Origin of the sequence: Dyella sp. 2YAF14 (assembly GCF_052114725.1) — a bacterium.
Taxonomy (GTDB): Bacteria; Pseudomonadota; Gammaproteobacteria; order Xanthomonadales; family Rhodanobacteraceae; genus Dyella.
Window position 1 is genome coordinate 50,847 of sequence record NZ_JBFRFH010000014.1, and the last position, 13,400, is coordinate 64,246.

The window sequence follows — 13,400 nt, forward strand, 5'->3', positions numbered from 1 at the left end:
ACTGGTCGGCAGTCTACTTCAGCTCGGACGCGGCGCCAGCGCTCTCTTCGCCATACGTGTCGGTCGAGCGCCGCCAGGGCTGCCGAGCGCCGTACATGAGCGTTCGCCACAGCCACTCCATCGGGCCAAAACGGTATCGCCCGAGCCACCACCGGCTGGCCATGATCTGGAACACATAGACGGTTACGCCAAGGCCCATGGCGTGCGATGGACTCATCTGGCCGAAGCGACCCAATCCATAGCCGAAGAAGATCCAGCCGAAGATCAACGACTGGGCCAGGTAGTTGCTGAAGGCCATGCGACCGAGTGGACCCAGCACACCAAGCACACGGCCGGCCCGGGTGAACATATAAAGCACCGTGATCGCAGCCCCGTAGCCTATCGCCAGCACCAACGGGCCGAGCGTGCTTAGCACCGAGATGACCGGCGCCCAGCTGCGCCAAGCCGAGGATGGATCCAGCAAATTCATAGCGAATCCCAAGACCACGCCCACCACGGCCATGCCGACAAGCAGGCGACGATAATGCTCGGGATGTCGCAGCAGACCGCTTCGCCATGCCATCACACCCAGCAGGAACAACGCGAACGTGCGCGGTGCGACGAGCACATGCAGCGGTATCAAATGCGGTATTTCAGCGAGATTGAAGCGGATGACGTCCGCCCATGTGCCGCCTGCATACACCGCCGTAGCCGTTTGCACATACTGCTGGAGCGAGACGCCGCTCGGCCAGAAGAACGTATCCGGCAGCCAGAACGGCAAGGCCGCATAGATCGCGAGGGCGACCGCGGCTGCCACGGCAAGAAGGCGGTTTGACGCATAGAGGAAGGGCAAGGCCAGCAAGCCCACCAGCGCGTACTCGGTGAGAATGTCGCCGTTCCAGATAAAGCACAGATGGATAAGGCCAAGCCCAAGCAGCACCAGCAGTCGCCGGCTCAGCAGCGGGAGACGGCGCGAGGTCGCTGCCAGTCGTTCGAATTGAATGGCCAGGCCCACACCGAACAGCAGGGAGAACAGCGCGAAGGCCTTCAACTCCATGCCGATGCTCACCGTCGCCTGGACGGCATGATCCAGCCAGGAACCGTCAGTGGATGCGGGAAGAAACTGCTGGAAAATGGACACCCGAAACTCATTAATGAGATTGACGCAGAGCACGCCGAACAGCGCCGCGCCCCGCAACACATCAATGGCGACGATGCGTCGCTCGGGACCCACAGGCCGCGCCTCCTTCATCGATTCGTGATCCGACATGGCTTGCCCCCTGCTCTGATCGTCCCTGAAGACACGATGCCACCACAGGGCGACGCCCCAGCCGGCTGCGAAGACGGGCTCCACCCGGCACCGCAGCGCCTATAATGGCGCACATCCCTCCCTGGCAACGCTGATGACCGAACCCGAACGCCTCGCCAAACGTGTCGCCGCCCTGACCCAGTGCTCGCGACGCGAGGCGGAAATGTATATCGAAGGCGGCTGGGTGCGCGTGGACGGCGTGACCGTGGAGGAGCCGCAGTTCAAGGTGCTGGAACAGCACATCGAGATCGATCCGCACGCCAAGCTCGAGCCCGCCGAACCGGCCACCCTGGTGTTGCACAAACCCGCCGGCGTCACGGTCGATGAGGCTCGCGCGCTGGTCCGCGTGGAAAGCCGCGCCGAAGACGACGCCTCGGGCGTGCGCTTGCTGAAGCGTCACTTCGCCCGACTGGAGTCGCCACTGGCCCTGCCCGACGCGGCCAGTGGCCTGCTGGTATTCACGCAGGACTGGCGGGTCAAGCGTCGCCTGGAAGAAGACTTCGACCGCATCGAGCAGGAACTGGTGGTGGAAGTGACCGGCAAGCTGGCGCCCAATGGCCTCGCCCTGCTCAACCATGGGCTCAGCTTCGACAACTACGCGCTGCCGCCGATCAAGGTGAGCTGGCAGAACGAAAACCACCTGCGCTTCGCCTTGAAGCGGATTGCGATCGAGAAAGTCGAGCGCATGTGCAACGCGGTGGGCCTGAAGGTGCTGGCGATCAGGCGCCTGCGCATCGGCCGCATCCCGATGTCCCGCCTGCAGCCGGGTCAATGGCGGTATCTGGCGAGCACCGATCGGTTTTGACGGCTTGAAGAGGCAGCGCCAGGTCACGTGACGTGCGTCCTGGACGCAGCAACCAAACAAGCCCGTGAATTTGACGCGTTCTACACGTTTCCTCGACAAACAATGACCACCCAGTCCTACGCGGTACCAAGAGGGGCGCTTGAACACCACGGGACAAAACAAGTACGAGCTGCTGGTCGACTCCGTTGTCGACTACGCCATCTGTTTGATCAATCTGGATGGAACCATTGCCAGCTGGAACATCGGTTCGGAGCGTAGTGCCGGTTACACCGCGTCCGAGGTGCTGGGTGCACATCTGAGCATGTTCTATACCGACGAGGCGCGCGCCGCCGGCGAACCCGAACTGGCGCTGGTCACCGCCTACGAAGAAGGTCGCGTGGAAGCGGAGGGCTGGCGCTGCCGCAAGGATGGCACGCAGTACTGGGCCAATATGGTGCTCGACCTGGTGAAAACCTCGGACGGCACGCCGATCGGCTACGCCTCGGTCACGCGCGACCTCACCGAACGCAAGCAGGCGGAAGACCGCCTGCGCCACAGCGAAGAGCAATTTCGCCTGTTGCTGCAAGGCGTCGGCGATTGCGCCATCTACATGCTCAACCAGGACGGCTTCATCACCAGCTGGAACACCGGCGCGCAGCGCATCAAGGGCTATACGCGCGAGGAAATACTCGGCAAGCATCTGTCGACGTTTTACACGCTGGAGGATCGCGCCGCGGGCGAGCCGCAGCGCGCGCTCGGTGTCGCCGCGAGCACGGGTCGCTTCGAGGCCGAAGGCTGGCGCGTGCGCAAGGACGGCACCTCGTTCTGGGCGCACGTAATCATCGACCGCATCACCGATGACAACGGACGTCACGTGGGTTTTGCCAAGGTCACCCGCGACATCACCGCACGCCGCGATGCCGACGCCGCGCTCGCCGACGCACGCGAGGCGCTGTTCCAGTCGCAGAAGCTGGAGGCGATCGGCCAGCTCACCGGTGGCGTGGCGCACGATTTCAACAACCTGCTGATGGCGGTGATCGGCAGCCTGGAGTTGATGGAGCCGCGGCTGACGCATGATCCGCAGGCGCTCAATCTGCTGGGCAATGCCCTGGCCGGTGCGCGTCGCGGTGCCGCCTTGACCAAACGCATGCTGGCGTTCGCGCGCAAGCAGGAGCTCAAGCCCACCGCGATCGATCTGCGCGCACTCGTGCAGGAGATCAGCAGCCTGCTGCAGCGCTCAGCCGGCCCCACCATCACCATCGACACGGTCTTTCCGCTCACGCTGCATCAGACCCTGGTGGACGGCAACCAGTTGGAACTGGCCCTGCTCAATCTGGTGATGAATGCGCGCGATGCGATGCCCGAGGGTGGGCACATCATCATCACTTCAAGGAACGAGACGATCGAGCAAAGCGGCCATCGCACCGCCCTGCCGCCGGGCAACTATGTGAGCCTCTCCGTGACCGACGATGGCCACGGCATGGATCCCGCCACGCTCGAGCGCGCAGCCGAGCCGTTCTTCACCACCAAGGGCATCGGCAAGGGCACGGGCCTGGGTTTGTCCATGGTGCACGGCCTGGCCGAGCAATCCGGCGGACGCCTGCTGCTGCGCAGCCAGGAAGGACGCGGCACCACCGCCGAACTGTGGCTGCCCATGGCCGGGACCTCAGTCGCCGCGCCGGCACGCGCGCCCGAGCCTGAGCCCGAGGCCAACGCCACCGCGCAAAGCATCCTGGTGGTGGACGACGATCCGCTGATCGCCATGACCATCACCGCGGTGTTGAATGACCTGGGCCACGTCACCGTCGAAGCGCATTCCGCGCGCGAGGCGCTGGAACAGCTGTCGCAGAAAACCTTTTTCGACGTGATGATCACCGACTACGCGATGCCGGTGATGAACGGGCTGCAGTTGATCGAAGAAGTCCAGTCGCGCTGGCCCGGCCTGCCCATCATCCTGGCGTCCGGCTATGCGGAGCTGCCCGAAGGATCGGCCAGGAACGTGCTGCGTCTGCCCAAGCCATTCGGTCGCGCCGATCTGGTGCGTGTGGTCGAGGCCGCTGTCGCGCGGCCTGCCGCCAAGAACGCGCACGTCTAGCGTGCGCTCTCGCACGTGGTGAGGTGCGCAGTCACGAGGTCCCGCTCGCCATCCAGCTCTCCAGCCGATACTTGGGATGGCGCGTGCGGCTGCGCAGGTCGGCGCGCATCAGGCTTTGAAACAGCTCGGTGGCGCGATCGCCGGTGAGTGGATAGTCGGTCTCGCCCGTCCAATGCGCCACCACGAATTCCGTACCGGGCATGACCACTTTGGACAGTCGGTCGGCCAGCCGCACCAGGGCGGGTATCGAGAAGTAGTAGAGGACTTCGGACAACACCACCAGGTCGTACGAGCCTCCCCAGTCGCCATCGGGAAGATGGGCTTGCACGAAAGTCACGTTCGGCGCGTCACACAACTGCCTGGCGCGCAGCAGCGCCGTGGCGCTGGTATCGACTGCGGTCACGGCATCGCAGCGGGTGGCAAGCAAGCGTGTAAGCCCACCAATCGAACAACCCAGCTCCAGTGCATGCCGATAGCGCGGCTTGCTCAGCGCCTGCAGCGTTGCCTCGTATTTGTCGCGCTCGTAGGCACTGGTGAGTACCGACCAGGGATCGACCTGGCCGGTATACAAGTGCTCGAAAAACTCATGGTCATAGCTGGGGGCGGAGGAAAACTTCGGTGTCGGCGTGGACATGGCGCAATAACTCCTCGGGTATCTTGAAACCATCGACGTCGAGCGAGAGGCGGCCTTGCTGACTGGCGTAAGCCTCGATCGCCGATGCCTTGATGGCACGATGTGCTTTGATATCGACACGGATGCCGCTGACCGACGCCGGCTCGTCGTGCAGCAGCCAGCTCCAGATCGGATACGTCATCACCTCCACGCCGTGCAGTCCGCGCGTGGCTTCCAGGATCAGGGTGCAGGCCGCGCGGTGATCGCCGTGGGGATCGGTATCGGCGGTGACCACGATCAGGCACGGGCTGCGTTCGGCGGCGAGATGGCGTAGCCAATGCGTCGCCCACAAGCGCTGCTCGCCGCCCAGGGTCAACAGGCCGGTATCGGGCAGGCCCATGAAACTCAGATGCGATGGCTTCAGGCCCAGATGCGCCGCCGCAATGATCGCCTCGCCACGGCGGATCGCTCCCATATCGCGCTCGCTATCGGGATGCGAGCACTCACCGTCGGTAAGGAACACCACATGGCGCAACAGATCGCAGCGCGCCGCCCACGCGAGCAGGCCACCGCAACCCAGCGTTTCATCGTCCGGATGCGGCGCTACCACCATCAGCCCGCGCTGCGCCAGCAGGGTTTCTGGCGCCACCAGCGGCAAACGCTGCATCGCCTGGGCATACGTCATGGGCGCACCGCGAAGCTGAGCATGTGCTCGCCGATGCGATCCCTGACCAGATCCGGTACCGGCTGCCGCAGGTAGGTTTCCAGGTCGCGCGTGATGCGCTCGATCGGGTTATCCCGCCGGAACGCCGCAAGGCCCACCGACCGGTGCACCCACTGGATAACCTCGAGCAGCTGGCGTTCGACGGCAAGGCGGGCCATGCGCACGATATGGATGATCTCCGCACAAGACGCATCGCTATCGGCCGCCCAGCGTGCGCGCTCCACCCAAAGCGCCGCCGATTCCACGGCTATCGCCACGTCGGCCATGCGTGCACGCTGATGCGGATCGCCATCGCGACCGGCGCGCGTGAGCGCGAGCGCCGCGAGTCGACCGAGGCGCTCTCCCGCGCCGAACTGGGCGGCAAGAAAACGCCAGGCGCCCGCGCTGAACATCGGCTCACGGTGGTAGTCATTGTCGGCGCCGATGATGGCATCGGGCGCCACGCTGGCCGCGTGGTAGCGAATCGGCAACGTTACTGAAGCACGCATGCCGTGCATCTCCCACTCTTCGCGCGCACCCACCTGGCAGGCGACCGCGGGCCATACCATCACATAGCCAAGCCGCTCATGCTGCGCCGTCACCAGCGGCCGGTTGATCAAGCCCGCGCCGGACGCGTAGGCCTTGTGGCCATCGAGCACGTACGCTTCGTCGGAATCCGAAAGCCTGAGCGGGCCCGTGGGATGGGGCGCATTCCACACGCCGAGCCAGCCACCTTCCGCCACATGGCGACTCACGGCATCGCGCTGAGCGCGGTTGCCGTAGGTCCAGATCAGCTGGAAGGCGTTGACGTGGCCCTCATAGAGGCGCGCCAGCGAGAGATGCGATGCACCCAGTCGCCTCAGCCATTCGCCGAGACTGGGCGATGCATGCCGTGACCATCCGAACTCCGCACCGCCCAGCGATGCCGGCAGCACGGCCGTGGCGGCACCGCAGTGCACGAGATACTTCAGCGCATCGATGGGGGCGCTGTCGGTGCGGTCGTCTTCCGCCGCGAGCCGATCCAGCGTGGACTCAAGATCGGCCGGCATGGCGAGCATCTGGTCCCGCTGCGTCGACGGTCGTGCCATCGCGATGGCATTCATGGCGTGATCCCCGCGAGCTGATCGTGCTGTCGCGCATGCGGGATGCGCATGCGCGCAAGCAAGGCCTCGCCGCGCGAACACTGCGCGGAAAGTTGCGACGGGTTCAATGGCCATCTGGCCAGCCGCGGCGAAGCGCTCTCGATCACGCGCCAGGCGGCGCCGAACCCGCCCGTGCGCAAGGCTGCCTGCAGCGTGCGCGTAGTGAGGTGGACGCGAGCAGCCAAGGCTTCCAGCGGCTCGGCGCTGCGGTGTCCTGCGTGGCAATCCCTCAGCAGTCGCCGCGTGCGAGCCCGAAAACAGGCATGTTCGACCGACTCCAGCCGCTCGTCGCACGGCGCATCGGGCTCCAGTATCCGTTTGCGCATGGTATCGGCCATGCCGCCGCGCGCGCGTCCGAACAACCTGCCGGAGGTCAGCACCTGCTGCACGGTGTCGTGCCGCACGCGGCCATCGCGCAACTCCAGCGCATGCACCAGGGATTTGTCCTCACCACAGGCAGGCCACGGCGCGTCTCCCACCAAATGCATCGCGGCCGCGCTCAAGGCGAGGTTGGCGCCGCTGGCCTGGTAGTGGCGCGGCCATGGGTTGTGCGCGACGGGATCCAGCCACGCTTCGAGCGCATCCAGGCAGGCTTCATAACGCGTTTCCGCCATCCGACGCTGCAGCAGCGAGCGCGGTATGTCTTCCATGTCTTCCGGCAGCAGTCGTGCAAGGCCGGCCACCGCGTCGTATCCCGCATGGATCAGCGCGCTGTACTCGGCAATCCAGCGCGATGGCGGCACGCTGTCGGCGTCGGTGGTGAAGATCGCGCCGCTGCCGCTGGGCAGGCAGCGACCCGCCAGATGCATGGCGACACAACGCGCAGCGCCGGCGTCGCAACGCTCCGGCGGAAGCTGCGCCTCCACCACCAGGAGCGGCGATGCCGCATGCCGTCGCGCGCGCGCCACGACTTCGGCGTAGGTGTCGTCGGAGCTGCCATTGACCAGCACGAGTACGCCAAAACGGCGCAGCGTGTCCTGACGTTCCAGCCCATCGAGGCAGCGGCCGATGCGGCCCGCTTCGTTGCGAGCCGGAATGGCGACCATGACATCGAGCCGGCGCGAGCCCCAGCTGGCATTGGTCCAGCAGCGACGCAGCGTCACCGCAGGGGGCAGCTGGGCCAGCGTGAATTGAAGCGACATGCAGGAACCTCCACCACGTCACGCCAAAGCGATGTGCCGTGGGGGACGTGTACGACGTCGATCCTGCGTTCCGCGGAGTGAACGACCTGTCGAACCCTTGAGAGTCCAAAGTGATCCGAACGCTGAATCGCTGAAACTGATCAAAAACAAAGACGGCGCACGAGGGCGCCGTCTTTGTTCCTGCTCTCGCTGCATCGGTAGATCGTCAGATGCGACCCATCAACAGCAGGATCAACAAGATCAGCAGGATCAGGCCCAGGCCGCCGCTGGGGTAATAACCCCACCCGCGGCTATAAGGCCATGACGGCAAGGCGCCAATCACAAGGACGAGGACGATGATCAACAGGATGAGCGACATGGCGTTTCCCTTCGTGGCACCGCAGCGCCAGCAATGATGAGATGTCCCCAGGGCAGCAACCGCCCCGAGTAGAGACTGCGTCACGAAGCGTGGGCGCGAAGAGATAACGGGCGTGTCAACTTTTTAAGCGCAAAATGTATAGAGGCGTGCAGCGTTTGGTTGCCGCTTAGCAAACGGCGCTAGTCGATTTCCACCGCGTGAGCGCTGGGTCGGATCGGTTTGCCAAAGGCGTCTGCCAGTGCGCGTGTCAACGAAGCACCGGTCAAGACCACCACGGCGGAGTAGTAGGTCCAGGTGAGCAGCACCACCAGGCCGGCCGCGGAGCCGTAGGCACTGCCGACATTCGCGCGCTGCAGGTAGAAACCGATCACGTACTTGCCGATCTGCAGCAGCGCTCCGGTGATGAAGGCGCCAAGGGTGACGTCGGACCAATCCACCCGGGCATCCGGCAACACCTTGTACATGGCGCAGAACGCGATGAAGAGCACGGCGAAACCGCTGATCGACCCCACCACGTTCCATACCGCGCCTTCTTCGGGTATGGCGTGGCGTATCAGCGTACCGATGATGAAAAAGATCACCAGCAGAAACCCGATGCCGACCAGCAGCGCCACCGCCCGCGCACGTGCGCGCAACCAGGCGCCGATGGCTGCTCCTGGCTCGGGCTTCACGCGCCAGACGCGATTGAGCGTGCCCTGCAACTGGGCAAACACCGCCGTCGCGCTGAACAAGGTGATGCCGACGCTCACCGCACCGGCCACGCTGCCGGTCATGGGGCGATTGCGCACGGCGCCGAGCACGTCGTTGATGGCCACCGCGGCCCGTTCGCCCGCAATGGTGGAGATCATCTGGGTCACGCCGTCGGCCCAGTCCGGCCTGACGATGGCCACACTCCACATCAGCAGCAACAGCAAGGGCGCCAGCGACAGCGCGGCGTAGAACGACAAGGCCGCTGCCCGCGTCAGCAACTCGTCGTCGCTGAACGCATCGACCGTCGATTTCACCACGATGAAAAGCTTGTTCTTCATCTCGATGGCTCGAATCACGCTGGCGTACGGCCCGGCCTGCAGTCGTCGCCAACGCTTGTCCCAGTGAAACGCAAACGGCAGCGCCTGCACCGGCGCTGCCGTTACCTCTGCCCCAGCCGCGCGCTTACCCGCGGAAAGGACGACCCTCGTAGCGACGCAAGTGGTAGATGCGATGGATATGGCGCGAGCCCATCCAGCCGCCCAGGGCAGCCGCGACCAGACCGGCCAGCCCGCTGAGCAGCAAGGTCAACATGCCCACGGCCGCATAGTGCTTCAAGCGGTCGGCGTCACTCTTGAGCTGGTCGCGCGTGGCGTTGGCCACCGGCAACCAGGTATTGACGCGCATGGTCGCCGCATCCGTGGGCATCTCGGTTTGCGCGATCAGGATGGCGCGCGCCGTGTCGGTATGTCCGGCTACCAGGGCCGCGATCAGCGCCTTCTCCGTCTCGTTGTCGGGGCGGCTTTCGCGCTGTGTCGCCAGCGTGCGATGGACATCCGTGCGCAGTACCGCCATCGGCTCGTTGTCGGCCATCGCCATGGTGCCTGCGTGGTCGCCATGCGGCGACTTGTGCTCATGGCTCAGCTGGCCCAGCGTGAGCGCGAGCCACAGCGTGCTCGCAGTCATCGCCACGCCCCATACCGTGATGCCATGCAGGCTGCCCATGGTGTCGTCGGCACGACCGTCGAACCAGCTGGCAAACAGGCCGCCCACGAACAGCGAGGCAGCCCAGGTCAGGATCATCCAGATGATGGTGCCGATGCCCAGGCCCTTGGCGGCCGCTTCCGCGTTGTGCGGATTGAATGCCGTGAAGCCCAACGCGATGCCCGCGCCGTAGAGCAGTATCGCGATACCCGTCGCCACAAACCAACCTGCGAAGACGGCACTCCAGCGCATCTGCGCAAGAGGGTCCAGGGCGATGGCGCTGCTATAGGTGGTAGCCATGGAGATTCTCCTTGAGGTCAGGCGCAACCACGAACCAGCGCGATAAGGATCAGCACAGGGAGCGGGACACCCAGGATCCAGAGCAAGACGTAGCCAATGCCGCCACGTTGTTTCTGGGCAGGTTCCACAGACTCATTGGCCTGGCTTTCGATGAGGTCGCTCATGAATACGCTCCAGCAAGACCACGGCAGGCTTGCCGCGTGTGGCTGGACAGTGCGACCGGTTCCGTAGACAACGTGTGAGAAACGCGAGAGATCGATGTGGGCGGCATCACGCCGGTTAACTGGCTTTCCCTGTACGCACGCGAGTCTCGACACCGCATGAAGGTGTTGGCGCAAAGGCCGCCGCGTCCGTGGGCGACCTTGCGCGAGATGGACGGATCAGTTGTTCTTGATCGATGGATGAGGGCTGTTGGACTCGCCGCATACAAAGGTCAACGGCACGCCGTACACCTTGTCGCCAAAGCGCGCGAACAGCTGGTAGTGCCACACGCCTTCGCTGTTCTTGTCGCAATGGTAGTTGTCGATGCTGATCTTCTTCTTGCCTTCGTAGCGCAGATTGCGAAACACCTTGTCGCTCGGTTTGCGCACCAGCCATGAGAAGCCGGGGCTGTGCGGATCGTCGGCGGCGCAGAACTCGCCGTCGCTGGCGTTGCCCGATAGCGTCCAGGTAATCGTATGTGGCTGGTCATCGCTGGCGACCTTCTCGAAGGCGTGGTGGTGCTTGCCCTGATTGACCACCAACAGGTTTTCCTCCCGTCCTGGCTTGGGATTGCGATAAAGCTCCACTTCAATATCGATCTTGCTGGGGTTGCTGGTTTTCATGATGAACTCCCGTCGTTGAGAGATTGCGGTTCCCTACCCGATGGTGCTCCCGTACTCTCGACTGCCCCGGTCAGCCTGATCAGCGAACGCCGCTGCTTTGTGCCACCAACTTTTTCTGGAAGACGGTGTTGATGGGATAGGCCACGTGGGCGCGGCGCAGCACGGCCAGCCATTCCGCATCGCGATAGCCGCTGTCCCACAACGCCTGCACCAAGGGATCTGCCTTGGCGGTCTCACCTAGCGCGAGCAAGGCCCGGGCCTGCATCGACAGCAAGCGTGGATCGCCTTGCCCGCTGGGTTGCCCTTGCGCCATCGCTACCACGTCGCGACGCAGCTGCGCGGCTGCCGCCGGATCGGTCGTGGCCGCCGCCAGCAGCAGTTGCGCGGCGCCGTTGGCCAAGACGATCGAGCGCTCATGCGGTTGCTTGACCCGCATGGGGCGGAGCGTGTCCAGCGCCACCAGCAACTGCGCGTGCGCGGCGTCGGCCTGCCCCGCCGCCAGCAACTGCGCGGCGTGCTCGGTCTGCGCTTCGGCTTGCAAGCGCGCGAGGCCGGCGTCGGTGGGACTCTGCTTGACCAGCGCAGCCGCCAGGGCGAGCGAGCGTGCGGTGAGTGCGTTGGCGGCGGGCAGATCGCCGTTGAGGCGCTTGAGCCGTGCCAGCTGCGCGCAATAGCGGGCCACGTCTTCCTGGAAGCCGCTGTTGTTCGGACTGCTCTTGAGCAGTCCATCGGCGATATCAACCGCCTGTTGCATGTGGCGCATGCCGGTCGCGTCATCACCGACCAGGGCCAGCGTGCGACCGAGGATGGCGCGCACCGTGAGCATCGAGTCGCGCTGGCTGGAGTCGTCGGGATGCTGCGCGGACAAGGCCGTTTCAATCGCATCGTCCGAACCGTACTCGGCGATGGCACCGGCCAGGTCGCCATGCAGCAACGCCAGCTTGCCGATGTTGTTGTGCGCCCCGCCGAGTTCGGTGGCCCAATCGGCGCGATCGGGTTTGGCGGCCACCAGTTTGCCGGCCAGCTCCAGCGCGCTGCGGTAGCTGACCAGCGCCTCGTCGAGGCGACCATGCGCCTCCAGTACATGGCCCATGTTGTTGTCCACGATCTCAAGCTCCAACAGCAGCTCGAGATCGCCTTTGGCATACGGCTCGGCGCGCAGCAGCACGTGTTGCGCTTCTTCAAAGCTGGTCTGGGCGGCGTCGAGTTCGCCCTCGAACCAGTGGGCGCGGCCGATGAAGGCCAGGATGCGCGCGTATTGCAGCTGCTTGGCCGCGTCGGTAGGCGCCTTTTGCGCGAGCGCGGAGGCGAGCATGGCCGCGGCCCGGTACGAGGCGATCGCATCAGGCAGATGACCTTGTTCCTCGCGTACCGAGCCGATGCGCTCCAGCGCCTTGGCGCGCTGGGCCAATGCCTGCTCGGTGACGTCGGTGGTCGGCATGCCGGCGAAGTATTTCATCGCCTTGTTGTCGACATCTTCCATGATGTCCAGGTGCTCGATGCGATGCAGCTTGTCGTTGAGGTCGCCCAGCATGAAGTCGATCAAGTCTTCCGCCTGGCGCTGCCGGCGCTCGGCCGCCACGCGCGCGACGTCGGCGGCGTGACGTGCCTGCATCGCCACGATCGCCAGCGACGCCGTCACTGCCGCCACCACCAGCGCAGCCGCGGTGATCATGCTCAGGCGTCGATTTCGCCGTTGCAGTTCGCGCTGCTTGAGGCTGTCGAAGCTGATCGCCAGCATGCCGGCGATCAGTTTCAGCTTGGCGTTGCGACGCCCGTCCTTCGAAGCGCGCGCATCCGCGGCGATGGGTTCGGCGGTTTCGCTGCCCAGTTCACCGTTGGCATCGAGTTGAAAGCGCAACGCCGAGACAAAGCATTCCTGTGCGGGATCACCGCGCGCGCCTACGTTCGGCTCGCCATCGACGATCAGGCAGAAGATGTTGGCGCTGCGCCCCAGCCGCTTGAACGCGAGCACTTCCTGTTGCACCCAATGCGACGTGGCCGCATACGGTGAACAGATGACGATGAGGTTGGCCGATTGCGCCAGCGCCTCGCGTACCTTGCTGCCCAGATCGGTGGCGCTGGCCAGTTCGTCGCGATCGCGAAAGATCGGCGCGAGTCGCCGCGGCGTCACACCGGCGGCAGTCTGCTTGCCCACCAGGCGCGACGGCACGCGATAGGTTTCCAGCGCCTTGTGCAGCCAGCCCGCCCAGGAACTGTCCCGGTGGCTATAGCTGATGAAGGCGCGGTACCGACATGCCGGGGCCGCCGGAGGCTGCTTCATGACGCCGTGCACTCCCGAGGAAGGCCATGGCCTTCCTGGCCGGGAACGTCCCGCAACCGCTGACCAGCCGGCGCAGAGCCAGACTGGAACGGGTGACGCTCGCCCCTCGCCACCTCCCGGAATGATATCAAGAATGTGATGTACATCACATTTTTGCGGTAGGCTGCGTGTGGTTTCGCGGAGGGGATGCGAGCGG

General features: G+C 64.9%; 13 protein-coding genes. 2 read left to right on the forward strand and 11 right to left on the reverse strand.

The annotated features are described in order from the left end of the window. Positions 1–13 precede the first annotated feature (13 nt). Positions 14–1,249 carry a DUF418 domain-containing protein gene (locus tag AB4Y82_RS17215; protein ID WP_441604907.1) on the reverse strand — a complete coding sequence of 412 codons (1,236 nt, stop codon included), beginning with the start codon at positions 1,247–1,249 and terminating at the stop codon, positions 14–16. Between the two features lie 133 nt (positions 1,250–1,382). Here AB4Y82_RS17215 and AB4Y82_RS17220 point away from each other — a divergent pair, with 133 nt between their 5' ends. Both AB4Y82_RS17220 and AB4Y82_RS17225 read left to right on the forward strand, forming a co-directional pair. Continuing rightward, positions 1,383–2,093: an rRNA pseudouridine synthase gene (locus tag AB4Y82_RS17220; RefSeq protein ID WP_441604908.1), complete on the forward strand. Its 711-nt coding sequence runs from the start codon at positions 1,383–1,385 to the stop codon at positions 2,091–2,093. 139 nt (positions 2,094–2,232) lie between these two features. Continuing rightward, positions 2,233–4,167: a PAS domain S-box protein gene (locus AB4Y82_RS17225; protein WP_441604909.1), complete on the forward strand. Its 1,935-nt coding sequence runs from the start codon at positions 2,233–2,235 to the stop codon at positions 4,165–4,167. Positions 4,168–4,198: 31 nt separating this feature from the next. Here the strand turns inward: AB4Y82_RS17225 and AB4Y82_RS17230 are convergent, their stop codons facing one another. The 10 genes from AB4Y82_RS17230 to AB4Y82_RS17275 form a co-directional block, all read right to left on the reverse strand. Continuing rightward, the gene (locus AB4Y82_RS17230) at positions 4,199–4,801 is read right to left on the reverse strand and encodes a class I SAM-dependent methyltransferase (RefSeq protein WP_441604910.1); all 603 of its coding nucleotides are present in this window, start codon (positions 4,799–4,801) and stop codon (positions 4,199–4,201) included. Continuing rightward, positions 4,758–5,465, reverse strand: a complete 708-nt coding sequence (locus AB4Y82_RS17235; RefSeq protein WP_441604911.1) for a PIG-L deacetylase family protein — start codon at positions 5,463–5,465, stop codon at positions 4,758–4,760. The genes AB4Y82_RS17230 and AB4Y82_RS17235 overlap by 44 nt, the downstream gene beginning before the upstream one ends. Next, positions 5,462–6,586: a hypothetical protein gene (locus AB4Y82_RS17240; RefSeq protein WP_441604912.1), complete on the reverse strand. Its 1,125-nt coding sequence runs from the start codon at positions 6,584–6,586 to the stop codon at positions 5,462–5,464. The genes AB4Y82_RS17235 and AB4Y82_RS17240 overlap by 4 nt, the downstream gene beginning before the upstream one ends. Beyond that, on the reverse strand, positions 6,583–7,767 hold the full coding sequence (locus AB4Y82_RS17245; RefSeq protein ID WP_441604913.1) for a glycosyltransferase family A protein: 1,185 nt from the start codon (positions 7,765–7,767) through the stop codon (positions 6,583–6,585). Before AB4Y82_RS17245 ends, AB4Y82_RS17240 begins: the two co-directional genes overlap by 4 nt. A 205-nt stretch (positions 7,768–7,972) precedes the next feature. Then, the gene (locus AB4Y82_RS17250; protein ID WP_204636844.1) at positions 7,973–8,125 is read right to left on the reverse strand and encodes a DUF3309 family protein; all 153 of its coding nucleotides are present in this window, start codon (positions 8,123–8,125) and stop codon (positions 7,973–7,975) included. A 179-nt stretch (positions 8,126–8,304) separates the two neighbouring features. Next, positions 8,305–9,153 (reverse strand): YihY/virulence factor BrkB family protein, encoded by an 849-nt coding sequence (locus AB4Y82_RS17255; RefSeq protein ID WP_441604914.1) that lies wholly within the window; start codon positions 9,151–9,153, stop codon positions 8,305–8,307. A gap of 124 nt (positions 9,154–9,277) precedes the next feature. Then, a complete protein-coding gene (locus tag AB4Y82_RS17260; RefSeq protein WP_441611528.1) occupies positions 9,278–10,096 on the reverse strand; it encodes a hypothetical protein in 819 nt (272 codons plus the stop codon). Positions 10,097–10,113: 17 nt separating this feature from the next. Further along, positions 10,114–10,260, reverse strand: coding sequence for a hypothetical protein (locus tag AB4Y82_RS17265; protein ID WP_441604916.1), 147 nt, complete (start codon positions 10,258–10,260; stop codon positions 10,114–10,116). A 216-nt stretch (positions 10,261–10,476) separates the two neighbouring features. Continuing rightward, the gene (locus tag AB4Y82_RS17270) at positions 10,477–10,920 is read right to left on the reverse strand and encodes a hypothetical protein (protein WP_441604917.1); all 444 of its coding nucleotides are present in this window, start codon (positions 10,918–10,920) and stop codon (positions 10,477–10,479) included. A gap of 79 nt (positions 10,921–10,999) precedes the next feature. Then, positions 11,000–13,204, reverse strand: a complete 2,205-nt coding sequence (locus tag AB4Y82_RS17275; protein ID WP_441604918.1) for a TIR domain-containing protein — start codon at positions 13,202–13,204, stop codon at positions 11,000–11,002. Positions 13,205–13,400 lie beyond the last annotated feature (196 nt).